The sequence below is a fragment of the Microbacterium pseudoresistens genome (assembly GCF_013409745.1).
GTDB classification, from domain to species: domain Bacteria; phylum Actinomycetota; class Actinomycetes; order Actinomycetales; family Microbacteriaceae; genus Microbacterium; species Microbacterium pseudoresistens.
This window is the reverse complement of the sequence record NZ_JACCBH010000001.1, coordinates 1,331,436-1,354,997: the sequence shown is the minus strand read 5'-3', so window position 1 is coordinate 1,354,997 and position 23,562 is coordinate 1,331,436. Positions and strand designations below refer to the sequence as shown.

General features: G+C 67.1%; 24 protein-coding genes. 3 read left to right on the top strand and 21 right to left on the bottom strand.

Annotation, left to right across the window (positions count from 1 at the left end):
- Window positions 1-2 precede the first annotated feature (2 nt).
- From BKA02_RS06660 to BKA02_RS06625, 8 genes are all read right to left on the bottom strand, one after another.
- A complete protein-coding gene (locus BKA02_RS06660; RefSeq protein ID WP_179432446.1) occupies window positions 3-782 on the bottom strand; it encodes an N-acyl homoserine lactonase family protein in 780 nt (259 codons plus the stop codon).
- Window positions 779-2,161 carry an MmgE/PrpD family protein gene (locus tag BKA02_RS06655; protein WP_179432444.1) on the bottom strand — a complete coding sequence of 461 codons (1,383 nt, stop codon included), beginning with the start codon at window positions 2,159-2,161 and terminating at the stop codon, window positions 779-781. The genes BKA02_RS06660 and BKA02_RS06655 overlap by 4 nt, the downstream gene beginning before the upstream one ends.
- Complete coding sequence (locus BKA02_RS06650; RefSeq protein ID WP_218844484.1) at window positions 2,158-2,883, bottom strand: ATP-binding cassette domain-containing protein; 726 nt, start codon at window positions 2,881-2,883, stop codon at window positions 2,158-2,160. Before BKA02_RS06650 ends, BKA02_RS06655 begins: the two co-directional genes overlap by 4 nt.
- Complete coding sequence (locus tag BKA02_RS06645) at window positions 2,880-3,635, bottom strand: ABC transporter ATP-binding protein (RefSeq protein WP_179432442.1); 756 nt, start codon at window positions 3,633-3,635, stop codon at window positions 2,880-2,882. The genes BKA02_RS06650 and BKA02_RS06645 overlap by 4 nt, the downstream gene beginning before the upstream one ends.
- Complete coding sequence (locus BKA02_RS06640; protein ID WP_179432440.1) at window positions 3,632-4,669, bottom strand: branched-chain amino acid ABC transporter permease; 1,038 nt, start codon at window positions 4,667-4,669, stop codon at window positions 3,632-3,634. The genes BKA02_RS06645 and BKA02_RS06640 overlap by 4 nt, the downstream gene beginning before the upstream one ends.
- Window position 4,670: 1 nt before the next feature.
- Window positions 4,671-5,555 (bottom strand): ABC transporter permease subunit, encoded by an 885-nt coding sequence (locus BKA02_RS06635; RefSeq protein ID WP_179432438.1) that lies wholly within the window; start codon window positions 5,553-5,555, stop codon window positions 4,671-4,673.
- Window positions 5,556-5,649: 94 nt separating this feature from the next.
- Window positions 5,650-6,882 carry an ABC transporter substrate-binding protein gene (locus tag BKA02_RS06630; protein WP_179432436.1) on the bottom strand — a complete coding sequence of 411 codons (1,233 nt, stop codon included), beginning with the start codon at window positions 6,880-6,882 and terminating at the stop codon, window positions 5,650-5,652.
- A gap of 95 nt (window positions 6,883-6,977) precedes the next feature.
- A complete protein-coding gene (locus tag BKA02_RS06625; RefSeq protein ID WP_179432434.1) occupies window positions 6,978-8,192 on the bottom strand; it encodes a CoA transferase in 1,215 nt (404 codons plus the stop codon).
- A 98-nt stretch (window positions 8,193-8,290) separates the two neighbouring features.
- On the opposite strand from BKA02_RS06625, the gene BKA02_RS06620 reads away from it, so the two are divergent.
- Window positions 8,291-9,415, top strand: a complete 1,125-nt coding sequence (locus BKA02_RS06620; RefSeq protein WP_246285987.1) for a zinc-binding dehydrogenase — start codon at window positions 8,291-8,293, stop codon at window positions 9,413-9,415.
- The gene (locus BKA02_RS06615; protein WP_179432432.1) at window positions 9,412-9,843 is read left to right on the top strand and encodes a nuclear transport factor 2 family protein; all 432 of its coding nucleotides are present in this window, start codon (window positions 9,412-9,414) and stop codon (window positions 9,841-9,843) included. The genes BKA02_RS06620 and BKA02_RS06615 overlap by 4 nt, the downstream gene beginning before the upstream one ends.
- Here BKA02_RS06615 and BKA02_RS06610 read toward each other — a convergent pair.
- The 13 genes from BKA02_RS06610 to BKA02_RS06550 form a co-directional block, all read right to left on the bottom strand.
- On the bottom strand, window positions 9,835-10,806 hold the full coding sequence (locus BKA02_RS06610) for an NADP-dependent oxidoreductase (protein ID WP_179432430.1): 972 nt from the start codon (window positions 10,804-10,806) through the stop codon (window positions 9,835-9,837). The genes BKA02_RS06615 and BKA02_RS06610 overlap by 9 nt on opposite strands.
- A 4-nt stretch (window positions 10,807-10,810) precedes the next feature.
- Complete coding sequence (locus tag BKA02_RS06605) at window positions 10,811-11,572, bottom strand: enoyl-CoA hydratase-related protein (protein ID WP_179432428.1); 762 nt, start codon at window positions 11,570-11,572, stop codon at window positions 10,811-10,813.
- Between the two features lies 1 nt (window position 11,573).
- Window positions 11,574-12,539: an NAD-dependent epimerase/dehydratase family protein gene (locus BKA02_RS06600; RefSeq protein WP_179432426.1), complete on the bottom strand. Its 966-nt coding sequence runs from the start codon at window positions 12,537-12,539 to the stop codon at window positions 11,574-11,576.
- On the bottom strand, window positions 12,539-13,015 hold the full coding sequence (locus BKA02_RS06595; RefSeq protein ID WP_179432424.1) for a MaoC/PaaZ C-terminal domain-containing protein: 477 nt from the start codon (window positions 13,013-13,015) through the stop codon (window positions 12,539-12,541). The genes BKA02_RS06600 and BKA02_RS06595 overlap by 1 nt, the downstream gene beginning before the upstream one ends.
- Window positions 13,012-14,046, bottom strand: coding sequence for an MBL fold metallo-hydrolase (locus BKA02_RS06590; RefSeq protein WP_179432421.1), 1,035 nt, complete (start codon window positions 14,044-14,046; stop codon window positions 13,012-13,014). The genes BKA02_RS06595 and BKA02_RS06590 overlap by 4 nt, the downstream gene beginning before the upstream one ends.
- A gap of 8 nt (window positions 14,047-14,054) precedes the next feature.
- Window positions 14,055-15,803, bottom strand: a complete 1,749-nt coding sequence (locus BKA02_RS06585; RefSeq protein ID WP_179432419.1) for an ABC transporter permease — start codon at window positions 15,801-15,803, stop codon at window positions 14,055-14,057.
- Window positions 15,800-16,945: an ABC transporter ATP-binding protein gene (locus BKA02_RS06580; RefSeq protein WP_179432417.1), complete on the bottom strand. Its 1,146-nt coding sequence runs from the start codon at window positions 16,943-16,945 to the stop codon at window positions 15,800-15,802. Before BKA02_RS06580 ends, BKA02_RS06585 begins: the two co-directional genes overlap by 4 nt.
- Window positions 16,946-17,015: 70 nt before the next feature.
- A complete protein-coding gene (locus BKA02_RS06575) occupies window positions 17,016-18,068 on the bottom strand; it encodes an ABC transporter substrate-binding protein (protein ID WP_179432415.1) in 1,053 nt (350 codons plus the stop codon).
- A gap of 119 nt (window positions 18,069-18,187) precedes the next feature.
- Complete coding sequence (locus BKA02_RS06570; RefSeq protein ID WP_179432413.1) at window positions 18,188-18,568, bottom strand: hotdog family protein; 381 nt, start codon at window positions 18,566-18,568, stop codon at window positions 18,188-18,190.
- 67 nt (window positions 18,569-18,635) lie between these two features.
- Entirely contained in the window at window positions 18,636-19,079 is a 444-nt protein-coding gene (locus tag BKA02_RS06565) for a MaoC family dehydratase (protein ID WP_179432411.1), read from the bottom strand.
- A 91-nt stretch (window positions 19,080-19,170) separates the two neighbouring features.
- Window positions 19,171-19,980 (bottom strand): SDR family NAD(P)-dependent oxidoreductase, encoded by an 810-nt coding sequence (locus tag BKA02_RS06560; protein ID WP_179432409.1) that lies wholly within the window; start codon window positions 19,978-19,980, stop codon window positions 19,171-19,173.
- 55 nt (window positions 19,981-20,035) lie between these two features.
- Window positions 20,036-21,397, bottom strand: coding sequence for an MFS transporter (locus tag BKA02_RS06555; RefSeq protein WP_179432407.1), 1,362 nt, complete (start codon window positions 21,395-21,397; stop codon window positions 20,036-20,038).
- 95 nt (window positions 21,398-21,492) lie between these two features.
- Window positions 21,493-22,233, bottom strand: a complete 741-nt coding sequence (locus tag BKA02_RS06550; protein WP_179432405.1) for a GntR family transcriptional regulator — start codon at window positions 22,231-22,233, stop codon at window positions 21,493-21,495.
- A 92-nt stretch (window positions 22,234-22,325) separates the two neighbouring features.
- On the opposite strand from BKA02_RS06550, the gene BKA02_RS06545 reads away from it, so the two are divergent.
- The gene (locus BKA02_RS06545; RefSeq protein ID WP_179432403.1) at window positions 22,326-23,471 is read left to right on the top strand and encodes a CaiB/BaiF CoA transferase family protein; all 1,146 of its coding nucleotides are present in this window, start codon (window positions 22,326-22,328) and stop codon (window positions 23,469-23,471) included.
- Window positions 23,472-23,562: the final 91 nt, after the last annotated feature.

Below are 23,562 nucleotides of genomic sequence, written 5' to 3'. Positions count from 1 at the left end.
GGTCACTCCGCCGGGTAGCGGGCGTGATCGAACGTCCGCCAGTCGTGCGTGGCGATGACCCGGGCGCCGGTCTCCCGGATTCGCTCGAAGCTCCGCTCGCAGGCGGCCAGGTCGACGTGGATGCCGGGGGCGATCCAGTCGTCGGGCCCGCCGGCCCCCCAGTTGTCGAGCACGCTGACCAGATCGACCGCGATCAGATGCGGACCCCCCGTCGTCTGCACCAGCACGCCATGCAGTCCGGGGGTGTGACCCGGCAGGAGGATCAGATCCAAGCCGGGAAACAGCGTCGTGTCACCCCGCACCGTGCGAAGCTGCGAGGTCACCGTCATCCACGGAGGAATCCTCCCCTCGAAGCCGAACTCGTACATGCCGCGCTGCGGCCGGACCGGGTCGACGGCAGAGCGCAGCTCCTCAGCCTGCACGACGAAGGTCGCTCGCGGGAACAGATCGAGATCGGAGCAGTGGTCGTAGTGCAGGTGGGAGAGGATCACCCACTCCAGCTCATCGGCCTCGACCCCCACCGACCTGAGTGCCGTCACGAGCTCCTGCTCGGGAGTGCGCGTCCAGGTCGAATGCAGTCCGTCGTTGCCGGCAGGGTCTCCGGGCCCGGTATCCAGCAGCACGGTGCCCCATCGCGACCTCAGAACGAACCCGATCGCCGGGGCGGAGAACTTCTCCCCGTACCCGCGCATGTACGTGAACGCCGAACGCTCGAGAATCGGGAACTCCCCCAAGCACACCGGTTCGATCGTCCAGGTGTCCTCTGTCGTCACGTCCGTCATGACAGTCCTCCTTCCGATGCGACCGCCCTGCGCAACGCGCCCGAGAGCTGCGTGATGCTCGCCGACGCCCCGAGGCCGTTCCAGCGGTCGACGATCTCCCGCGCCGCCGTCTGCCCGAAAGCCGATCCGAACAGACGGAGCGCCTTGTCCTCGAGCTCGGTCGAGGTCGCCGGAGTCTCCGGGTCGCCCGCGGAGAGCAGCGCCTCGGCCGAACGGCTCCCGCCGTCCTTCAGATGCACCGTGACAGTCGTCGGTCGTCCGCGCTCCGGATAGCCCTCGTCCATGCTCTCGTCGTGAACGACGCGCACTCTCGCCGCGATCGGCGTGAGCGCGTCGAGGGCGGGGTCTTCCACCGAGTCGTCGTCGAAGCGTCCGTCGCGCAGCGCCGCGGCGACGACGTAGGGGATGCTGAAGCGTGCGGCCAGGGCGTTCTCCGCGGTCCGCGCATCCAAGGTCGATGCGGCCCGGAACGTTCGCACCTCGACGGTCTCGATGTCTTCAACCGGGACGGGCCCGTGCGCGGCGATCTCCAGGGCCGCCCCGATCGCAGTGTGCGTGTGTCCGCAGGAGGCCCACAGCTTGAAGTAGTTCTCCGCGATGAGAAAGCGTGTGAACGAGCCGTCGCGCAGCCCGTCCGTGAGGAGCGCGGGCTGCGGCGCGGCACCGCTGCCCGGAAGCAGGAAGTCGACGAGCGCGCCTTCGACGGCGCTCGCCCCCGCGGCGGCGGCCGTCCCGGCGATCAGGCCGGTGTGGGCGCCGGTCGACGCCCAGAGATGATGCATGCCGGCCCCGCGCGCCGCGGCCCGGCGATCGTGCCGTCCGGCGAGCCCGGAGGCGATGTCGATCGCGGCCTCGATCGCTGCAGGGTCAGCGTCGGAGTGCAGCCAGGCGGCGGCCACGGCCGCACCCACCGCCCCCCAGTTCCCGTGCGGGTGGATGTCGGGCTTCGTGCCTCCCATCGCCACCCCGATCCGCGCCGCGACCTCGTAACCTGCGACCAGCGCCGACAGCACCTCGTCCACCGAGGCGCCGCGCTGCTCACCGACGGCGAGCGCGACGGGGACGACATGGATGCCCGGATGACCTCGCGACAGCCGGTAGCCTTCGTCGAGCTGGAGCACCGTGGGCAGCGTGGCGTTGAGCGCGACGGCTTCGGACACCGAGAGCCCCCGGGCCGCGCCCAGTACCGTCGCGGGCCCGTCGCCCGATCCGGCGAGGAGAAGACGGCGGAGCCCGCTCTGCAGGTCGCGGGCGACGCCGCCCGCCATGACGGCGAGCGTGTCCAGGAAGACGGCCCGTGCGTTGTCGCGCGTCGGCTCATCCAGCCCGCTCCATCGCACTCCGGCTGCTGCGCGGGCGAGTTCTCGTGCGGCGCTCATGCTGCTCCGATCGCCAGATAGCGTTCACGGACGTCGTCATTCGCGGCGAACTCCTCGACGGTGCCGCTGTAGACCAGGCGCCCTGTCTCCAGCACGATCACACGTCGCGCCGTGCGCTGCACGAACCGAAGGTTCTGCTCGGCGAGCAGGATCGACATGCCGAAGCGGCCGGGAAGATCGGCGACGGCCTGCTCCAACTCGTCGACGATCACCGGGGCGAGTCCTTCGGTCGGCTCGTCGAGCAGCAGAAGCCGCGGGCGGGCCATGATGGCACGGGCGATCGCCACCGCCTGCTGTTCTCCGCCCGAGAGCGCCGAACCCCGACGATCGATCAGGCGCTTCATGATGGGCAGGATCTCCAGCACCTCATCGAACGAGACGGGCGCGCGATCCTTCGACCGGCCCGCGCGCTGGGCCAGCCGGAGGTTCTCGCGGACCGTGAGCGTGGGGAAGATGCGCCGGTCATCCGGCACCCAGCCGACACCGCGTCTCGCGATCGCATCGGCCGGGCCCTTGGCAGGTGAGCCGAACACGTCGATCCGGCCAGTGCGGCGCACCATCAGGTTCATCACCGCGCGCAGCGTCGTGGTCTTGCCTGCGCCGTTGCGGCCCAGCAGGGCGATGGTCTCGCCCTGCGCGAGGTCGAGGTCGATGCCGAACAGGGCCTGGGCCGGTCCGTAGGACGCGTCGACCCGCTGCAGTGTGAGGACGGAGTCGTTCACGCGTTCTCCCCCAGGTAGAGCTCGCGCGCCTGCGGGCTGGTGCGGACGGTCTCGGGGTCGGCATCGAGGACAGTACGCCCCTCGGCCATCAGCATCACGCGCGTGGCCACGGCCAGCAGCACCTGCATGTCGTGACCCGTCATCACGACGGCCAGCTGGTCGTCGTGGCGCTTGATCTCGTGAAGCAGTTCCACCGTGATGTCGCAGTCCTCGTTCGACATGCCGGCGGTGGGCTCGTCCAGCAGCAGCATGACCGGCTCCTGGGCGACGGCCATCGCCAACTCGAGCCGCTTGCGGTCGCCCTGCGAGAGGTCAGCCGCCCGCCGATCGCGGAGGGCTGAGAGGCGCAGTCGGTCGAGGGCGTCGTCGAGCTGGACACGATTTCGGCGCACCGTGCGGTCGAAGGAGTCGAACATGCTGCGGTACCAGCCGTTCTTGGCCGCGATCGCGAGCGAGACGTTCTCCTCGACCGTTCGGCTGCCGAACAGGCGAGCCACCTGGAACGTACGGCTCATCCCGGCTCTGGCGAGACGGTTCGCGCGCCACCGCGTGACATCGACGCCTTGGAACCGGACGCGACCCGACGTGACCTGGTGCTCACCAGCCACCACCCCGAACAGCGTGGACTTACCCGCGCCGTTCGGGCCTATGACGGCCAGGGTCTCGCCGGGTTCCACCGCGAACGACACATCGGTGACCGCCGGCACGCCGTCGTATGACTTGCCGGCCGAATCCACCTCCAGCAGGCTCATCGCGTTCTCCTCTCGTCCGACTCGGGGCGCCGGGCCCCAAGGCGATCCAGCCATCCCCGCACTTGCGCAGGGAGCCCTGCGATCCCGCCACGGAAGACCATGACGACGGCGAGCAGGATCAGACCGATGAACAGCGAGGAGTAGCTCATCCCGCGGAACAGCTGCGTGTCGAGCACGAGAAGCACGGCAGCTCCGATCGCCGGCCCCCAGAAGCTCGCGCTCCCCCCGATCAGACACATGATCAGCACCTCGCCGGAGAGCATCCAGTGCAGGCTCTCACTCGTGACGATGCCCTGCTGCTGCGCGAGGAGGGCACCGGCAATGGCCGAGAAGAAGCCCGCGATCACGAACACCTTCACGCGCGTCGCCTTCAGCGGAACACCCAGGGCATCGGCGCGGAGCGGGTCGTCGTGGATGGCGATGACGCTTCTTCCGAACGAGGAGCGGTACACCACCTTCACCGCGATCAGGCAGACGGCGACGATCACGATCACATAGATCCAGAAGTCCTCGGGCCTTGCCAGGCGCAACCCGAAGAGCTGGCCCGAGGGGACGCCGGGGATTCCGTCATCCCCTCCGAGCTCGCGGATGCTGAACAGCAGCTGGTACAGGATCTGCCCGAAGACAAGGGTGAGCATCGTCAGCGCGATCCCGTGGATGCGAATGGTGACGAAGGCGAACACCGCGGCCAGGAGCGCGCCGACGATCCCGGCCAGCAGCACGAGCAGCAGCGGCGACATCTCGACGTCTCTCATGAGCGCAACGAAGTATGCACCCGCTCCGAAGTATGCGGCGGCGCCGAAGGTCATGACGCCGAGCCAGCCGATGAGCATGTTGGTCGCGACGGCGAAGAGGGCGTAGATGGCGATGGTCCCGGCGAGGAACTGGATGTTGCCCTGGGCGAACGAGACGGCCACTCCCACGATCAGGGCGATGATCGGAACGTCGAGACCGCCGAGCAGGCGGCGCGTGCGCTGCGCGGGCGAGGCCGACGCACGCTGCTTGATGAGCGTGGTGGGGTTCGTATCCACCATGTCAAGCCCCCTGCAGCTTGGTCTTGCCGAGCAGCCCTTGAGGTCTCAGCAGCAGCACGATCGCGATCGCGATGTACATGCCGAACGACTCCCAGCCCTGCGCGTAGGTGATCAGGAAGCTGTTGATCAGCCCCAACCCGATGCCGGCGACCAGCGCGCCCCAGATCGACCCGAGCCCCCCGACGATGACGACGATGAACGACTGGATGATGTACACGGCGTCCAGTCCCGGGGCCACGGTCAGCTGCGGGGCCGCCAGTGCCCCCGCCAAGCCAGCCAGAGCGGTGCCGAGCGCGAAGACGCCGGCACCCACCCAGCGGGTGCGCACGCCGAGCGCGCTGGCGGTCTGGCGGTCGAAGGCGACCGCACGGATCCGTACGCCCAGCATCGTACGATCCAGCATCCACCACAGCGCGACGGCGACGACGAGCCCGATCAGGATGAGGAAGAGCGCGTAGGAGGGCAGCACGACCGAGCCCAGCCGCAGCGGGCTGGTCAGCTCTGCCGGCGGCCTGGTCTGATAGATTCCCGGCCCGAAGACGATGATGATGATGCCGTCGAGGATGAGCATGAGCGCGTATGAGGCGAGCAGATTGATCACGTGACCCTGGTTGTACAGCCTCGTGAAAATGGTGCGTTCGCTGGCCAGGCCCAGCACTCCGACGACCAGCGCGCCGGCGAGCGCGGCGATCACGAACGCACCGAGCCCGACTGTCTGCCCGCCCAGAAGCGAGGCGACGACGTAAGCGCCGACGGCGAACAGTGCCCCGTGCGCGAAGTTCAGCACGCCCATCACGCCATAGATGAGCGTCAGTCCGCTGGCGACGAGGAACAACGGCACACCGAGTGCCAGGCCGTTCACGATGGCGGTGAGGAACTGGGTCACGTCACTGTCTTCCGTCTGTGGAGTGGTGCCCGGTGCCCCGCCCTTCGGCGGGGCACCGGGCCGATTGCTGTCGAACGTCCTCGGACTACTTCGACTACTTCAGAGTGTCCGCATAGGGGATGACGTACGACTCCAGCACCTCGACGCCGGTCTCCTCGTCGGCGTTGCCGACGGTATGCGTCACGACGATGTTGGCCGAGCCCTGGTGGCTGTCCGGATCGATCGTGTACTCGCCTTGAGGAGTGTCGAAGCTGATGCCCTTGAGGGCGTCGAGCACGGCGTCCGGCGAGACGTCTCCGGCCGACTCGATCGCCGCGGCATAGGCCTTCACCGCGAGGTATCCCTGGTAGCCCCAGGTGTCGGGCACGGTGCCGGCGAGCGCCGTGTACGCGTCGACGAACGCCTGGTTGGCATCGGAGTCGTAGGCCAGGTAGTTGTAGTCGTACCCGTTGTAGACCTCCGGCGCCGCACCGCCCAACGACGTGGCGATCGGCCAGTAGCTGCCGGAGTTGACGACCACGTCGTAGTTGTCGAACAGGCCGTACTGCTCCCCCTGGTTGATGAACGACGACGTGCCCGAGCCGTAGGTTCCGAGATACAGACCGCGCTTCTCCCCGTTCTCCGAGACGCCGGCCAGCGCGGAGATCTGCGAGGTGTAGTTCTGCTCGTCCAGGGGCACGAAGTACTGCACGTCGGCGCTCAGCTGCATCCCGAGCTCGGCCAGCTCGGTGGAGAACTGCTCCCACTGCAGGTGTCCGGAGACGTAGTCGAACGCGAAGACGTCATAGGTGGTGACCTCCGGCGCGGCATCGTGCATCGTGCGAGCCAGCGCGAGCATGTCCTGTTCACTGGTGGCTCCGACGCGGAAGAACCGCTCGTACGGCGCCGGCTCGCCATCATGGCCGGTGAGGTCGTCGTTGGTACACGTCGTCGTGATGAACACCGATCCGAGCTCGTCCACGAGCGGAGCCAGCGCCAGGCAGTTGGCGCTGGAGAGCTCACCGAAGATCAGCTCGTTGCCGTCCGCGGAGAAATCGCGAATCGCCTGAACCGACGCCTGGGCGCCGTCGGCGGTGTCGGCCTTCTCGATCTCCAACGGCCGGTCCAGCACCCCTCCGGCTTCATTGATCTCATCGATCGCGACCTGAGCTCCGTAGCCGATCTGGGCACCGGTGTCGGCGAACGCGCCGGACAGGGGAGCCACCATGGCGAGCGTGATCGGGTCGGCGTCGCCGCCGCCGTCCGAGCCGGTGCTTTCCCCTGCGCAACCGCTCAAGGCGAGGAGAGCGACCGTTGCTCCTGCTAAAGCCCACTTCTTCGTAAGCACGGGCATTCCCTTCTCAGTTCGGCACTCGGGCAGAGTACGCCGTGTCCGACACGTTAGCACGTTGATTATCAAATATCAGAAATAATTCCGTTTCGTTATCCGATGATCCCTTCTCTGCGCAGGCGGGCGATCCGCTCCTCGTCGTAACCGATCTCGTCGAGCACTTCATCCGTGTGCTGACCGACCTCGGGAACGCCACGCCGGGCAACCAGCGGCGCATCGCGGAGGGAGAAGGCGCTGCCCACCACGCGCTCCGTGCCCGCGCCGACCGGGACGTCGAAGAACATGCCGAGCGCATCCAGCTGTGGATCGTCCGCGACAGTGGGCAGATCGTTGATCGGGCCGCACGACACCGAGGCCGCACCGAGACGGCGCAGTGCTTCTTCGGTGCGGAGCCGACGCGTGGCCTCCGTCACGGCCTCGACGAGCTCGCTCGTGTGCTCGTAACGATGCGCCAGCGAGTCGAAGCGCGGATCGTGGGCGAGCTCGGCGATGCCCAGGGCCTCGCAGCAGCGCACCCACATCGGCTCGTTCGCATTGGAGATGACGATCCAGCCGTCTGCCGTGGGGAAGGCCTGGTTCGGGATGCCCAGTCGATTCGCCGTGCCGAGCGGCTGCGGGACGATCCCCTTGAGCCAGTAGTCGACGAAGAAGTAGTTCATCATGCTGACCATGCCCTCGAGCATCGAGGTCGTGATCTCCTGACCCAGCCCGGTGCGCTCACGCTGGAAGAGGGCGGCGAGAATCCCCAGCGCCGCGTTCGTCCCGGCAGTGAGATCTGCGACGGCCGTGCCCACCCGCACGGGTCCGCCGCCCGGCTCTCCGGTGAAGCTGAGCAGCCCGCTGTAGGCCTGTATGACGAGGTCGTTGGCCGCACGCTTCGCCAAGGGCCCCTCGGATCCGAAGCCCGAGATGGAGCAGTAGACGATCCTCGGATTCAGCTCGTGGACCGTGTCGTAGTCGAGCCCCCACCGCGCCATCTGACCCGTCTTGAAGTTCTGCACCAGCACATCGCACTCCGCCACGAGGCGACGAACGATCTCCCGCCCGTCGTCGGAGGCGACGTCCACGGCGATGCTGCGCTTGTTGCGGTTCAGCGCGACGAAGGAGCCGCCCATCCCCTCATCGTCGACGCCCTGGCCATAGCGGCGAGCCGGGTCCCCGCCGTCGACGCGTTCGACCTTGATGACGTCGGCACCCAGGTCCCCGAGGATCTGCGTGGTCTGCGGCCCCGAGAAGATGTGCGTGAAGTCGAGCACCTTGATGCCCGTCAGCACCCCCGGAGCGTTGGAATCCAGATCTGTTCTCACCGTGCCATCCTCTCGTGTATCAAATATCATAACGCTATAGTGCTCTGTGGGGTGCTCGCCCGCATCCCCACCCGATGTCGACGATGCCGGAGGACTGGATGAACATCCCGAACACGATGAAGGCCGCCGTCCTTGCGGGCACGGACCCGAGCCTGTCTCTCATGGAGATCCCAACGCCGTCTCCAGGCCCCGGAGAAGTGCTGGTGCGAGTGATCGCCTGCGGTGTGTGCCACACCGACCTGCACGTCATCCGATCCGAGGTGGGCTTTCCCCGCCCGGCCGTCCTCGGCCACGAGGTCAGCGGGACCATCGTCGCCCTCGGCGACGGTGTTCACGAGCAGGGACTGCGCACGGGTGAGGACGTCATCAGCGGCTTCATCATGCCCTGCACCGAATGCGACGCCTGCCTACGCGGTCGTGACGACCTCTGCGTACGGTTCTTCCAGCAGAACCGGCTGCAGGGCACGCTCTACGACGGCAAGAGTCGACTGACCATGCCCGACGGCTCCTTCCTCGCGATGTACTCGATGGGCGGTCTCGCCGAGTACGCCGTGATCCCCGCCTCCGCCGTCACACCGATCCCCGACGGGCTCGACGCCGCCGACGCCTGCATCCTCGGCTGCGCCGGTCTCACCTCCTACGGGGCCGCCTTCCGCCAGGGCCGGATCGAACCCGGGATGACGGTCGCGATCGTGGGCGTGGGCGGAATCGGTTCCAGTCTCATCCCGATGGCGGCAGCCGCGGGCGCCACGCGCATCATCGCCGTCGACATCGTCGAGGAGAAGCTCGCCAACGCTCGCGGTCTCGGGGCGACCGACACCGTCGATGCCCGCGACACCGACCCGGTCGAGGCCGTGCGCTCGATGACCACCGCAGGCGTCGACGTCGCCTTCGAGGCGCTGGGAAACCCCGCCACCTTCGCGCAGGCCGTCGGCATGCTCGCCGACGGCGGACGGATGGTGGCCATCGGCATCGCTCCCGCGGGCTCCGCGGCCGAGGTCGAGATCACCCCGGTCGTGCGCCGTGGCCTGGAGATCGTCGGATCCTACGGCGGACGCACGCGGACCGACCTCCCCGAGGTCGCACGGCTGGCCGCATCCGGCACCTTCGACGTCACCTCGCTCATCACCCGCCGTTACGCGCTCGATGATGCGCCCGCCGCATACGACGACCTGGCGGCGGGTCGCATCACGGGACGCGCAATCGTCTCGATGGCGCGATGAGCGGCGAAGCGCGCATCGCGGGACTGGAGATCGCGGATCGGCTCGAGATCCTCGAGCTCTACGCCCACTACTGCCACTGCATCGATTCCGGGGACGGCGCCGCATGGGCAGGCTGCTTCACCCCCGACGGGTATCTGTCGCTGCCGTACCGGGACCAACTCACTCGCGGCGTCGAGCAACTGCAGGCAGTGGGCGACGCGTTCCCCGTGCGCACCGACGGCGTCGGACGGCACGTGACGGTCGATGTCAGTGTCCGCGCCGACGGAGACGACGTTGTCGGACGCGCGTACCTGCTGCTGATTCACGGGGGTTGGGATGAATCTTCTCCGGTCATAGAGCTCACCGGCCGTTACGAGGATCGTCTGGTCAAGCGAGAAGAAGGCTGGCGGTTCGCCTCCCGCGTGCTTACCGCGGACACCTCATGCTAACCACCTGCTCCGCAGCTCGTGTTGCCCTCCTGATGCCGTATCGGTCAGCACCAGGGCGAGCTTGCCGCGGACGTGCCCGCTGTCGAGCCGATGATAAGCGTCGCGCACCTCATCAAGGGGGTACGTCCCGTCGATGTGCACGCGCAGGGCGCCGGCCGCCACCGCCTGCGCGACGTGGCGGACCTCGCTTGTCGGCGTCGTGGCGCGGCCGACCGAGAGCGCTCCGACCTGTTCGGCAGCCTGCCGATCGGCGATGGAGTTGATCCTTGATGGCGGCACGCCCAGCGCCAGGGCGAGTACGATCGAGGCGCGACCCTGACCGTCGAAGACCGCCGTGATGCCTCCGGGGGCCACAGAGCGGATGCGGTCCTCGACGCCCGGCCCGTACTCGACGGCGGCGACTCCCAGCGAGCGCAGGAACTCATGATTGTGCGCCGATGCCGTACCCACCACCGCGGCCCCCGTCTGCCGGGCGAGCTGGCACGCGATGACGCCGCAGCCGCCCGCGGCCGCGGTCACGAGCACGGTGTCCGCGTCACCGAGGCGCAATGCGCGGATGCCTGCCAGCGCGGTGCGCCCGGCGATGTCAAGCACCGCGGCGCGCACATCGTCGAGTGACTCCGGGGTGGGGTTCAGCGTCGACACGTCGTCGATGATCAGATGGTCGACCTGGGCGCGGCAGCGTGCTCCGCCGTACACCCGATCGCCCACGGACCACTCGGTCACCGCCGAGCCGACCTCGTCGATGACGCCCGCGAAGTCGTTCCCGTTGATGAACGGTGGAGCGACGCCGAAGCGCTGCGCCGTCGCTCCTCCCTCGGCGATCCGGAGGTCGACGGGGTTCAGCCCTGCCGCGGTGACACGAACCCGCACCTGAGACGGTCCGGCGTGCGGCTCTTCGCCGTCGGTGAGCTCCAGCGCGTCCGGACCGCCGAACCGCGCGACCACGATGCTGCGGCTCATGAGGTCAGGGCCTCTTCTTGTCGATGAACTCGCGCTGCGAGCGACGCGTGTACTCCGACGTCGCGAGCTCCCTCGTGATCGTCTGCTCGAAGATGTACCCCTCGCGGAAAGGCATGTGCTCTGCGGCGTTGAACGCCGCCTTCGCCGCCTTCACGACCCCGGAGTCCTTCGCCGCGATCTCGCGCGCGATCTCCAGCGCCGCCTCCAGCACTTCGTCGTCGGGGACGACATCGACGACCATGCCGTAGTGATACAGCATGCGCGCATCGATCTTGCGCCCGGTCAAGAACAGGAGGCGGGCCACAGCCCGAGGAAAATGCTGCTCCAGGAACTTCGCCCCGCCCATGAGCCCGCGATCGAGCTCGGGCATCTGCACGTACGCGCTCTCTCCTGCCACCAGGATGTCGCAGTTGGCGGCCAGTGCGTAGCCGGCGCCGATCATGGCTCCCTTGACGGCAGCGACGACCGGCTTGGCGCAATCGGTCACCGAGTAGAAGAAGTCTCGGGTGATCCGGTTGTGCTTGAGGTAATCGCCGTCATCCGTCGAGATGGTGACGCGTTCCTTGATGTCCGCGCCCGCGGAGAACACGTGCCCGGCGGATGCGAGGACCACGACACTGATGTCGGCGCGATCCGAGATGACGTCCATGAGCCAGATGAGCTCCTCGCGTGAACGCCGATTCTGCGCGTTGACCGGCGGTCGGTCGAAGGTCACGACCGCGATGCCGTCCGTCAGCACCTCGAACTTCCAGCACTCCAGCTCCATGTCAGGCTCCCTTCATCGCGTTGCGCCAAGCGACGAACGCGTCCATTCCGATCGAGACGTCCGTGGCCGGCCGAAAGCCCAGCACCTCTCCGGCGCGCTCCGAACTGTAGTATCGCGCGCTCGAGAATCGACCATCGGGCCGATGCGCGCCGGTCCACTCGATGTCCTGGGGGTACCCCGCAGCGGCCAGGACGGCCCGGCACGCATCCTCGAGCCGCGTGGCGACGCCGGTGGACACGTTGATGGGACCGTTCGGCACATCGCGCGTCACGGCGCGCACGAAGCATTCCGCCGCATCGGCGACGTGGATCCAGTCGAGTCCGCCGTTGGGATCGCCATCGACACGCGGCGTGCGCCCGGCCTCGACGTCGTCGAGAACGGAGAGCAGCCATCGCGTCGTCAGGCCCATCCGGAGCCGCGAGCCGAACATCGCCGAACAGCGCAGCGCGACCCACGACAGACCCTCGAGACGGCCGAAGGCCTCGGCATGAAGTTCGTTGACGTGCTTGCTCAGCGCGTAGAAGCCCAGATCGTACGACGGATCGTCCTCCACGAACGCGGGCGCGGGCGTGCCGTCGACCGCGTCGCGGTTGGGGCCGTACACCGATCCCGACGAGGCGAAGACGACCTTCGTGCCCGTCCTCGCCGCCGCCTCGAACAGGGCATGCGTCGCGGCAATGTTCACCTCCATGATGGGGCCGGGCGGATCGCCCTGCGCTTTGGAGAGCACGGCCGCGACGTGCACGACGACGTCGGCCCTCGCCACGAGGTCACCGATGAGGTCTTTGTCGCGGATGTCGCCCGGGGCGTAGGTGACCGCGCTCGCCGGCGCCTCCCACGCATAGCCCTTCTCCGGCGGCGCGAGGTCGGTGGCGATCACCTCCACCCCGCTGCCCACGAGGCCGTCCACGATGTGCGATCCCAGCATGCCGGTGGCTCCGGTGACCAAGGCGTTGCGAATCGTCATTACCCATCCTTCCGAGTTCGAACGTCCCGGCTCGTCCGGGAGCGGATGAGCACGGTGATGACGCCGTGCTGCACGACGACGTCCTCCTGATTGATCAACTCGAGCCGACGCCGCACCACGCCGTTCTCACCCTTGCTGGTCAGGCGGAGCGCCTCGATCGTCATCCGGAGCCGGAGCGTGTCTCCGATGCGGATCGGCACCCTGAACTGCCAATCGTCGATGCTGAGCATCGCCGCCATCGTGGTTGCGAACAGGCCGAGTGCGTCGAGGAATCCGGTCGCCATCGCGATGCCGAGCACGCCATGGGCGATGCGCTCGCCGAAGGGGCCCTCCTTGGTCGATTCGGCATCGAGGTGGATCGGATTGAAGTCACCGCTCAACCCCGCGAACCCGACGACGTCGGCCTCGGTCACCGTCCGCGCCCGGCTGATCCAGGACTGGTCGACTTCGAGATCCTCGAAGAACAGACTGTTCATTGGTGCTCATTCCCCCTCGTGTCCCCCTGCACCGCTTCCCATCGCGCGGGCACCCCGGCGATCCTCCGCACCGCGCCGGCATCGTGCGCTTCCTTGAGATACGCCAGCGCCTCCCCCGTCGCGGCGAGTTTCGCGTTCGCGTCGAGCTGCCCCCAGGGCGAGCGCCGCTTCACCCGTTGTGCCACCGCCCATGCGGTACGGGTCTCGGCGAGCGCCACGACTTCTGCGAGTTTGCGCCGGCACACATCCTCCAAGTACCGGAATCTCGCGTCGAGATCGAGGATGGGCCCGCCGTGCCCCGGATACACCCGCACCGGCGACAGCGTCTCCAGCAGACGGCACGACTCCCAGTACGTGGCGATCGGACGATCGACGTTGTAGGGCCGACTCACCGCATTCGATCGACGCCGGTCGAAGACGTGATCCCCGCTGAAGACGAATCCCGTCGACACGTCCAGGTAACTCGTGCTGCCAGGTGTGTGACCCGGGGTGTGCACGACCCTGATCTCGCGTCCTCCGTGCACCAGCGTCTCGCCGCCGAGCACCGGGCGACCCACGTCGACAGCGATCGCATAGCCGCTGAGCTCCCGGAACTGATCGTGGTACGAGCGACGCGCGGCATCGTCCGCGCCCGTCACGTCGGCCCATTCGTCGATCGCCTCGGCGAACGCCGCACTCCCCCCGAACCGGCGCTCGTAGCACGCGGCATCCGCCGCATGCATGACGACCTCGGCCCCGTGATGCACGGAGAACGACCCCGCGGCTCCCGAATGGTCCTCGTGGTAGTGCGTCAGCAGCACGAGCCGCACATCGGCGACCGCGTGCCCGGTGTGCGCGATCCCGGCCTCGAGATGCGCCACGGCTTCGGGCGTCCCCCACGGCGTGTCGATGAGGACGAGGCCGTCCTCGGTCTCAAGCACGTAGACGTTGACCTCGCCGAAGCTGTGGCCCGGCATCGGCACGGGAATGCACCAGGTGCCGTGGGCGATCTGCTCGGCCGCGGCCGAGGGTTCGACCTTCGTCGAGGGCACCGGAGGGCTCATCGTCGGACCCGGTACTTCTGCCGGCCCGCCAGCAGCAGGATCAACACCGCCGTGCTCGTGATCACCGTCACCACGAGCGCGAAGGCCGCCATCGGGCCGACCGTGCCGTTCTCCCAGATGTCCACGAGGACGAAGCCGATCACCGGAGTGCGCGCTCCGGCGAGCATGACCGACGCCGAGATCTCACTCGCGAACAGGACGAACATCAACGCCCATGCGCTGAGCAGGCCGGGGATCGCGAGCGGCAGGATCACGCGCGTGTTCGTGCGCATCTCCCCGGCGTGCGACATGTACGACGCCTCGGTCAGCTCGTTGCCGATCTGCGAGAGCGCGTTCGAGGTGGTCGTCGTCGCCTGTGGCATGAAGGCGACGAGGTAGCACAGCAACAGGATGATCAGCGTTCCGTTCCAGTTGAACGGCGGGCCGCTGAAAGCCACGATGAAGCCCAGCCCGATCACGATGTGGCTGAGGGCGGCCGGCAGTCGCATCACGCCGTCCACGAGCCTCGCGAGGCGTCGGCCGATGAGGAAGCCGTACGACGTGCGACGCTTGGCGATCGCGATGAGGACGCAGATCGCGACGGCGATCGCTCCGCCGACCACGCCGAGGGTCACGCTCGTCTGCAGCGCCGTGGTCGAGTTCCCGCGGCCGAAGACAGAGGCGAAGTGCCGCAGTGTGAAGTGGGCGGGATCGATCACCGGCGTCCAGAACGGCTGTAGCGAGACGATGAGGAGAGCGATGATCGGGACGACCGTCGTGAACCCGAGATAGACGAGCATCAGAGCGCGCAACGGATGCCGCCACTTGCCGAGGCCGACCTTGCCCTGCCCGCTGCGTCCGCTGATCATGGCGAAACGGCCTCGGCTGGTCACCACCTGCTGCAACGCCCATGCCGACAGCACGAACCCGAGCAGAACCGTTGTCAGCACGGTCGCCGATTGCAGATCGGCCGGGTAGGTGAACTGCATCAGCTTGACGACCTCTACCGACAGGATGTTGATCCCGGCGTTGGTGCCGATGACGACGGGAGCGGAGTAGATCGCGAATCCGACCACGACGAGAAGGAAGAAGGCCGAGACGATCGACTGCGAGACCGCGGGCAGCGACACCCGGAAGAGCGTCTTGACCAGCCCTGCTCCGCTGACCCGTGACGCCTCCTCCAGCGCCGGGTCGAGGTTGCGGAGCGCACCGGAGATCGTGATGTACGCGTACGGGATCATCTCGAGCACGTACACGAAAACCAGCCCGGGCACGGTGAGCACGTTGACCTGGGGGTTGCCGGGAAGCAGATGGAGCAGGCCGTTGAGGAAGCCGACGTCCGGAGCCGCGAGGAAGTACCACCCCGCGGCCGTCGCGATCGGCGGAACGAGCAGCGGCATGAGCGGCATGAACCCGCCGAGCCATCCGAGCCCGGCGTCGGTGCGCTCGTTGAGCCACGCCAGGACGGCCCCGATCACGAGCGCGATCACAGCGGAGCTGCCGACCACGAGGAGCGTGTCGCGCATGACGTCCCAGAACCATTCGGACTGCGTGACCCTCGCGAAGGCACTGAGATCGAGCACGCCTTCGGGGGCGAGAGCCTTGATCACCATGCGGCTGATCGGATAGATCAGCAGCGCCAGCAGAACGACGACGACGGTCAGGACGCCCACACGGACAAGCGTCGCCTGCAGCGCATGCCGGTCCTTCGGAGCGGAGTCGGCGGAGGTCTCGGTCGCCGACCCCGGAGCCGTCAGCGTGCTCATGCTGCGCCTCCCGCGCGTTCCTCGTACGGAAGGATGCTGAGGTCGTCGCGGGCGATCCGGACCGACGCCTCCGCGCCTTCCGGCGCGGAGGCGTCTCGATCGATGATCGCCTGGATCCGGACATCTCCGGCCTCGAGCACGACGGTCTGCTGCGCCCCGACGAAGTTGGTGCGCAGAATCGTCGCCGCCCTCACGTTCTCCGCGTCGGAGAGCGTCGTGGACAGCTCCACGTCCTCGGGGCGGAACATGACGCTGACCCTGTCGTCGACGTTCACCGGCACGCCGTGGTCGGCGACCACGAGGCGGCCCAGCGGTGTGTCCACCGAGACGGTCCCGCCCGAAACCGCCGCGACCGAACCCTCGTAGAGGTTGGCCGCACCGACGAACTCCGCGACATAGCGTGTTGCCGGACGCGAGTACACCTCGCGCGGCGCCGCCAACTGTTCGATGTGACCGGAGTTCAGCACTGCGATCCGGTCGGCCAGCTCCATCGCCTCGGCCTGGTCGTGAGTGACGTAGATCGCGGTGAAGCCGAACTCGCGCTGCATCTCGATGAGTTGCGCCCGCAGCTCTTCACGCACCTTGGCGTCGACGTTCGACAGCGGCTCGTCGAACAGCAGAACCTTGGCGTCGGTCACGAGCGCACGGGCGAGCGCCACCCGCTGCTGCTGCCCTCCCGAGAGCTGGCCCGGGTACTGGCTGCCGAGGCCGGACAGGCCGACCTGGGTGAGAGCACGCTCCACCCCGGCACGTACCTCGGCGCGACCGACTCGACTGCGCGACGTGATCGGATACGCGATGTTCTGGAACACGGTCATGTGCGGCCAGAGCGCATAGGACTGGAAGATCATGCTGATCGGGCGCCGGTTCGGCGGCACGAAGAGTTTGCGCGAGGCGTTGAAGACTTCCTTGCCGGTGATCCGGATCACGCCCTGATCCGGGCGCTCGAGCCCCGCAATACTGCGAAGAAGGGTGGTCTTCCCGCATCCGCTCGGTCCGAGCAGGACCACGAACTCCCCCGGTGCGATTGAGAGGGTGACATCGTCGATCGGGATGACGTCACCGGCCCCGGAGCGGCGTTTGAACCGCTTCGACAGACCGACGATCTCCACTTGCGCGTCGCCGGGTGTGGCGTTTGTCATGCTTGCTCCTCGAGGATTCTCGGCTCGCCGCCGGCGGGCCCGCGTGTGCAGCGGGCCCGCCGGAACGGCATCAGCGACCCAGCAGTGCGACGATCTCCGCCTGCTCTTCCTGGGGGATGTCCCACACGGGTGCGACGAAGTTGCTCGCGAGGGAATCGCAGTTGGTTCCCGGCACCACGGAGGAGAACGCCCCCCCATCGCAGTACGCGTTGAACGCAGCGGGGGTCAGCAGCCAGTTGGCGAACAGCTTCGCCGCATTCGGGTGTGGAGCATCGGCCGTGATCGCGACACTGGTCGTGATGCCCTGAGTGGGGTCGAGGTTGCGCTCGTAGTCGATCGGCGCGCCCTCGGCCATCAGCCCGGTGGCATGCGACGGGTAGGTTGGGATCACTATGTCCTTCGAGCCCGTCGCGACCTGCTGTGCGCCGGTGGCACCGGTGTCGACCCAGATCGGGTCCATCTCGCCGAGTGCACGGATGAAGTCGTCGCCGAACGCATCGCGAGCGATCGCATACCACGACATGTAGCTCGGCGATGCCTCGGGGTCGACCAGGATGATCTTGCCCTTGTACGCCGGGTCGAGGGCCTCTTCCCAGGTCTTCGGCGGGTCGGAGACGTTGTTTGTGTTGTAGATCACGACGATCTCTTCGACGATCGTCTGAATCGTGTACTCCGTGCGGAAATCGGCCGGCCAGTCCAGCTCCACGGCGGTGGGCAGGACCTCGTCGGTCATCGGGATGAACCACTCTGGGTGGTCGGAGATGAACGAAGGCTGGATCGTGGGCATGAACACGTCGGCGACGACGGAACCGGCCTCGGCTTCGGTCTCGAAACGATTGAAAAGGGCGGTCCCCGCACCTCGGAAATAGTCGACCTGGATCTCCGGATACTCCTCGTTGAATGCCGCGATGGCATCCTGGATCGTGCTCTCGGCGGCGCTTGCGTACACCGTGAGCGAACCTTCCTCCTTCGCCGCTTCCACCAGCGCATCGATGCCGTCCGCGCCGCCCGACGTCTCCGGATCGGGGTTCGTCTCTGTCTCTCCGCCCCCGGCGCAGCCCGTGACGAGGGCTCCGGCGAGCACGACGCTGCCGATCAGACCTGCTGCTCTTGTGAGCTTCATCTTTCCTCCTTGAAAGAGTGCTGTGTTGTCTCGATGTTCAGTTGTGTCTGCAGATGTCGCGCGATCTCATACGCAGGCGGCTTCTCGCGCGCGTCCGGATGCGTGGCGACCGCGCTCGGTCATGCAGAGCTCGGTGTGTAGTTGAGGATGGCCGTGTCGTTGTAGCTCATCACCAGCTCGCCGCTGTCCGACTCCCGCACCTCGATGTCCATCTCGAGATACGTGCGCCCCTTCTTCTCGTACTTGCGCGCAATGACGCCGGAGGCGACGAGGGTCGCACCGACGGGGATCGGCTTGTGGTGCGTGGAATGGAACTGGTAATGGATGCGGGCGTTCGGGCCCGGACCGTCCGGACAGTTCTCCTTGATCAGACGGATCTTGTCGATGTGCGTCATCGGCGGCGGCACGAGCTGCGCCCCGAAGGGCTCGATCGCACGGTGGAACTCCTCCGCATGCTCGTCGATGCCGTGGCAGTACTCGCGGACGATGAACGGGGTCATCTCGTACGTGACGGATCTCAGTTCGTCCCCGACTTCAAGGTCACTGACATAGCGGCCGATCGACATCTCAGGCCTTCCTTTCCTGAACGGGAACCCGGGCATCGCCCACGGTCACCTTCTGTCCGGTCTCGTCCTCGACCCAGACGTCGAGGGCGACGGCGCCGGCCTCCGCGTCGGTCACGACCGCGCGTGCGCGAAGGATCGCGTCTTCCACCACCGGCCGGATGAACTTGGTGCGCAGTTCGCCGCCGGCGAGGTACGCGACCCCGAACGTGCGGTAGAGCAGGCTGGAGATGTAGTTCGTCGAGATCATTCCGTCGGCGACGATGCCCGGCAGTCCGTTCTGCCGGGCGTACTCGTCATCGGTGTGGATCGTCGGCTCGGCGACGATGAACTCGCCGCTCTGGGATGCAGCGGTCTCCAGGGCATCGCAGTACCAGCGCATCCGTTCGCGAGTCATGATCAGCGGGAACGAGGAGAACTCGTCCCCCACCTCGACGTGCTCAGCCATGAAGACCCCTTCGTCCTGAGTAGAATTTGATTTCTGATATTTGATCGCAAATGGCGCGGGAAGTCAACGGGTACCACAAGAGCCGCAGCGGTCAGCCCACCTGGAGGGTCCATCCTCCATCGACGACGATGTGCTGTCCGGTCACGAACGACGACTGATCCGACGCGAAGAAGAGCACCGCATCGGCGACGTCCCACGCCGTTCCGATCTTCCGCCCGAGCGGAATCTTTCTGCTCCGCTCCTCGATGAGCTCCTCCCGCGGGCGTCCGCTCAGCCGCACGCGGGTGTCGATCGCCATCGGCGTGTCGATCAGGCCCGGGATGACGACGTTGCTGCGGATTCCCTCCCCGGCATGGAACCAGGCGATGTTCTCCGACATCGCGATCACCCCCGCCTTCGACGTCTTGTAGGCGATCTGCTCGTAGTGCGTCATCGGAGCCGTCGATCCGACGCTGATGATAGACCCGCCCCCCGACCGTGCCATGAGCGGGATCGCGTGCTTGCAGGTGAGCACCATCCCGCGGAGGTTGATGTTCGTCACGCGATCGAAGACCTCCGGAGTGATCGACGCCAGCGCAGAATCGCCCGCGCCCACGCTCACCCCGACATTGTTGTGCAGCACGTCGAGGCGCCCCTCCGTCTCCTCGACATCGCCCAGCGCCGCCGCGATCGAATCCTCGTCCGAGACGTCGATGGTGACCGTCGACGCGGTTCCGCCCTCGGTCCGGATCGCCTCCGCGGTCTCTTCCGCCGCAGTCGGATTACGGTCCCCGACGATCACCCGAGCGCCGGCGCGGGCAAGCGTGACGGCCGCTGCACGACCCATGCCGACCGCCCCTCCGGGCTCCTGACCCCCGCCGACGACCAGCGCGACGCGTCCCGCAAGCGACTGACTCTGCATGCTTCTCCTCTTTCTCTTTGGGATGTTGTGTCCCGACGACGTGTTCGACACTCGTTCACACCGCGTACTGCGACGGCGAGCGTGGAATGGTCAACGCCGAGACGATCGCGGCTGCGCACACGACCCCGACGAAGACCACGAGCGCGGTGAAGGTCTGCCCCGTCGGCGAGCGGCCACCGGCGGCGAGGATCGCATAGCCCACCTGGGTTCCGATCGCTCCCCCGACCGTGCGCAGCGTGTTGTAGATGCCCGCCGCGACCCCCGCCTGTTGCGGCGACACTGCGAGCATGGTCAGCGCCGGCATGGACGCGAAAGACAGTCCCACCCCGATCCCGTGCAGGATGCACACGGCGATGATCGTCGCGGGCGAATCGTGCAGGATCGCAAGGAGCGCGATCGCAAGGAAGTTCATCACGCATCCGAGCACGAGCATGTTCCGCGAGCCGATGGCTGCCGCGATACGCCCGGCCAGGGCCCCGGAGGTGAAGTTCATGATCGCGATCGGCAGCATCAACAGACCACTCGTGCTCACGCTCAGGCCGAGGCCCAGACCGTCCGGGGTGCGCGCCTGAAGGAATACCGGCAACAGGGTGTACATGGAGAACATGACCATGCCCGCCAGCAGGGTGGTCGTGTTGATGCGGATCAGGCTGGGGGAGACCAACAGTCGCACGTCAAGAAGCGGGTTGAGCGCGCGCAGCTCGAAGAACACCCAGACCGCCCCCACGCCGACCCCGCCCAGGAATAGCAGCGCCGTCGCCGGAGCGAGCCAGCCCCAGTTGTTGCCCTGGGTGATCGCCAACAGCACGAAGAGCATCGCCACCGCGAAGAACAGCCCTCCGAACCAGTTGACGCTCCGCCTGTTCGTCGCCACCGGGCGGTCGGAGCGCACCTGCGGCAGCAGCAGGATGATCGAGCACGTGGAGACGAGCAGAGGAAGCCCGAAGATCATCCCGTAGCCGAGATAGGTCGAGATCACACCGGACAACGACAGCCCCGTTCCCGCAGCCACGGCCATCGTCGCCGAGATCATCCCGACCGCCCCGGCTGCCTGCGCCGGGGGGTAACGGCCCTTGATGATCGAGAAGCTCAGCGATACGGCCGCCGCCCCCACACCCTGCAGCATGCGCGCGGCGATGAGCATGAGCATCGAGGTCGCCAAGACGGCCATCAGCGCGCCGACGACGAAGATGCACAGGATGACGAGGAGCACCTTGACGTGGCCGAGGAGATCGCCCAGTCGACCCGCGATCGGCGTCACGACCGCGCCGATCATGAGAAAGCCCGAGACCACCCATGCCGCTTGCGAGGTCGGAGCGTCGAAACGATCCGCGATCGAAGGGAGGATCGGGATGATGATCGACTGCAGTGTCGAGTACGAGGCCACCGCGAAGAAGAGCGCGACGTTGAGCCGCATGGGAAACTTCGCGTCTTTCACCGACACCCGGTTCCGGCAGGGCGCTGCGAGATCGTCAGCACCATTGATGATCTTGTATCAAAGATACATAATCATCATATGATGTCGACGTCGAGTGCGGTCTTGTCGGAAGCGCCGTTCCCTCGGTTTCCGATCGGCTCGTTCCAGAACCCGACCGCTGTCAGAGAACGCACGGCCTGCTCCCCGACGTGCCGGAAGTGCTCGACCACCGCAGCGGCCACGGCGCTCGAATCACGGTTCCGTACGGCGTCGACGATACGGTCGTGTTCGTCGAACGTCCGCTCCCGGAACTCCCACTCGTTGTTCGACGTGAAGAAGTGCGTCGGCATGTTGTCGGACAGCAGACGAAGCACGGAGAGAAGCCGACGCGACCCGCCGGCCCGGTTGAGCAGCCGGTGGAAGCGGAAGTTCAGCGTGTCGAGCTCGACGGGGTCCGTGCCGCGACGCATGAGGTCCGACGTGGCCGCGAGCTCATCGATGAGCGAGTCGGAGGGTGACGCGGCAGCGCGCGCCGCTGCGACACCGCTCAGCACCCCGTACATCTCGAAGTGGTCCCGGATGTCGTCCGGCGCGAGTGGCGCGACGAACGAGCCCCGACGCGGCACGTTCGTCACCATGCCCTCCATCTCCAGGGTGATGAGGGCTTCGCGCACCGGCAGACGGCTCACGCCGATCGACTCGGCGAGCGCATCCTGGTCGATCCGCGCGCCCGGCGTGAGCGCGCCGGAGAAGATCTCGTCACGCAGGAACTTCGCGACCTCCTGCTTCAGATTCTGGGGGCCCTTCGCCGCACGCCCCCCGGCTCGAGCATCCATCCGGTCCGTCCTTCCGTCGCCGTTCGACTCCTGGTCGCACCGACATGATCAATTATCACCAGAATGCAGATTCCTGAGCGAGAGGCGCACGGATGCTGTGGCCTGAGATGGACACTCCGACATCCGGCCCCCTGGCCGGCGTGCGCGTCATCGAGTTGGCCAGGATCATCGCCGGACCGCTCACCGGCATGGTGCTCGCCGATCTCGGCGCCGACGTCCTGAAGATCGAGCGACCTGGCGGCGACGAGATGCGTCACTACGGCCCCGAGAGATGGCAGGGGACGGGAAGCACCTTCCTCGCGGTGAACCGGAACAAGCGAAGCCTCGTGCTCGACCTCGCGCAGGAGGCCGACCGTGATCGGCTGCTCGACTTGGTCGCAGAAGCAGATGTCGTCATCGAGAGCTACCGGCCTGGGGTCATGCACAAGTGGGGGCTCACGTTCGACGCGCTACGTGCCGTGAATCCGCGGATCATCCTCTGCTCCATCACGGGTTTCGGGGGTCACGGTCCCGCCGCGCGGCACGGCGCGAACAATCTCATCGCAGAGAGCTTCGGGGGAAGCATCAGCGTCTCCAAAGATGCTGATGACCGGATGCTCACGGGTGCCCCGATGACCGACTTCGTCACCGGGATGAGCGCCGCCCTGGCCATCACCTCACGCTTCACGACGCCCAAGAGCGAACGTCAGGCGGCGCACATCGAGACATCACTGCTGGAATCGCAGGCGATGATGATGAGCGGGTACATCCTCGGCTACCTCGCGACGGGCAGGGTTCCCGATCGAGGTGTGGGCCTGCCCTTCACGGTGCCGAACCAGATCTTCGCCACCGCAGACGCGCCGATCGCGCTGGCCGCCAACAGTGAGGACATGTGGCGCAGGATGTGCGTCGCGATCGGTCGACCGCAATGGCTCGAACGGCCCGAGTTCGCCAACAACGCTCTGCGAATGCGGCACCAGGACGAGATCGTGCGGACTCTCACCGAGTTGCTCGCCGCCAAGCCGCGCGCTCAGTGGTTGCGTGCCTTCGAAGAGGCGCGTGTGACGGCTGGGCCGGTCAACACCGTGCCTGACCTTCTTGCGCATCCCCAGTTCCAGGCGATGGGGATTCTCGCTCCCGTCCCTGGCGGCGACATCCCCGACCTGGCAATGATCCGCCTTCCTTTCACCGTCAACGGCGAACCGGTTCATCCCGAACCGCACCGACCCCCACCGCGCCTCGATGATGCCGCTTCATAGATCCCGCGGGACTCGTCGCTTCGATGGGCCCGGTTGCCCACCATGACCGATGCAACCGCCCCCGGTCTCTGAGAGATCCGGGGGCGGTTGA

Excerpts from the sequence above, each read along its gene's own strand:
- BKA02_RS06660 (WP_179432446.1), bottom strand. The coding sequence starts at position 782 with ATGACGGACGTGACGACAGAGGACACCTGGACGATCGAACCGGTGTGC.
- BKA02_RS06655 (WP_179432444.1), bottom strand. The coding sequence starts at position 2,161 with ATGAGCGCCGCACGAGAACTCGCCCGCGCAGCAGCCGGAGTGCGATGG.
- BKA02_RS06645 (WP_179432442.1), bottom strand. The coding sequence starts at position 3,635 with ATGAGCCTGCTGGAGGTGGATTCGGCCGGCAAGTCATACGACGGCGTG.
- BKA02_RS06640 (WP_179432440.1), bottom strand. The coding sequence starts at position 4,669 with ATGGTGGATACGAACCCCACCACGCTCATCAAGCAGCGTGCGTCGGCC.
- BKA02_RS06620 (WP_246285987.1), top strand. The coding sequence starts at position 8,291 with ATGAACATCCCGAACACGATGAAGGCCGCCGTCCTTGCGGGCACGGAC.
- BKA02_RS06615 (WP_179432432.1), top strand. The coding sequence starts at position 9,412 with ATGAGCGGCGAAGCGCGCATCGCGGGACTGGAGATCGCGGATCGGCTC.
- BKA02_RS06610 (WP_179432430.1), bottom strand. The coding sequence starts at position 10,806 with ATGAGCCGCAGCATCGTGGTCGCGCGGTTCGGCGGTCCGGACGCGCTG.
- BKA02_RS06605 (WP_179432428.1), bottom strand. The coding sequence starts at position 11,572 with ATGGAGCTGGAGTGCTGGAAGTTCGAGGTGCTGACGGACGGCATCGCG.
- BKA02_RS06600 (WP_179432426.1), bottom strand. The coding sequence starts at position 12,539 with ATGACGATTCGCAACGCCTTGGTCACCGGAGCCACCGGCATGCTGGGA.
- BKA02_RS06595 (WP_179432424.1), bottom strand. The coding sequence starts at position 13,015 with ATGAACAGTCTGTTCTTCGAGGATCTCGAAGTCGACCAGTCCTGGATC.
- BKA02_RS06585 (WP_179432419.1), bottom strand. The coding sequence starts at position 15,803 with ATGAGCACGCTGACGGCTCCGGGGTCGGCGACCGAGACCTCCGCCGAC.
- BKA02_RS06580 (WP_179432417.1), bottom strand. The coding sequence starts at position 16,945 with ATGACAAACGCCACACCCGGCGACGCGCAAGTGGAGATCGTCGGTCTG.
- BKA02_RS06575 (WP_179432415.1), bottom strand. The coding sequence starts at position 18,068 with ATGAAGCTCACAAGAGCAGCAGGTCTGATCGGCAGCGTCGTGCTCGCC.
- BKA02_RS06570 (WP_179432413.1), bottom strand. The coding sequence starts at position 18,568 with ATGACCCCGTTCATCGTCCGCGAGTACTGCCACGGCATCGACGAGCAT.
- BKA02_RS06565 (WP_179432411.1), bottom strand. The coding sequence starts at position 19,079 with ATGGCTGAGCACGTCGAGGTGGGGGACGAGTTCTCCTCGTTCCCGCTG.
- BKA02_RS06560 (WP_179432409.1), bottom strand. The coding sequence starts at position 19,980 with ATGCAGAGTCAGTCGCTTGCGGGACGCGTCGCGCTGGTCGTCGGCGGG.
- BKA02_RS06555 (WP_179432407.1), bottom strand. The coding sequence starts at position 21,397 with ATGCGGCTCAACGTCGCGCTCTTCTTCGCGGTGGCCTCGTACTCGACA.
- BKA02_RS06550 (WP_179432405.1), bottom strand. The coding sequence starts at position 22,233 with ATGGATGCTCGAGCCGGGGGGCGTGCGGCGAAGGGCCCCCAGAATCTG.
- BKA02_RS06545 (WP_179432403.1), top strand. The coding sequence starts at position 22,326 with ATGCTGTGGCCTGAGATGGACACTCCGACATCCGGCCCCCTGGCCGGC.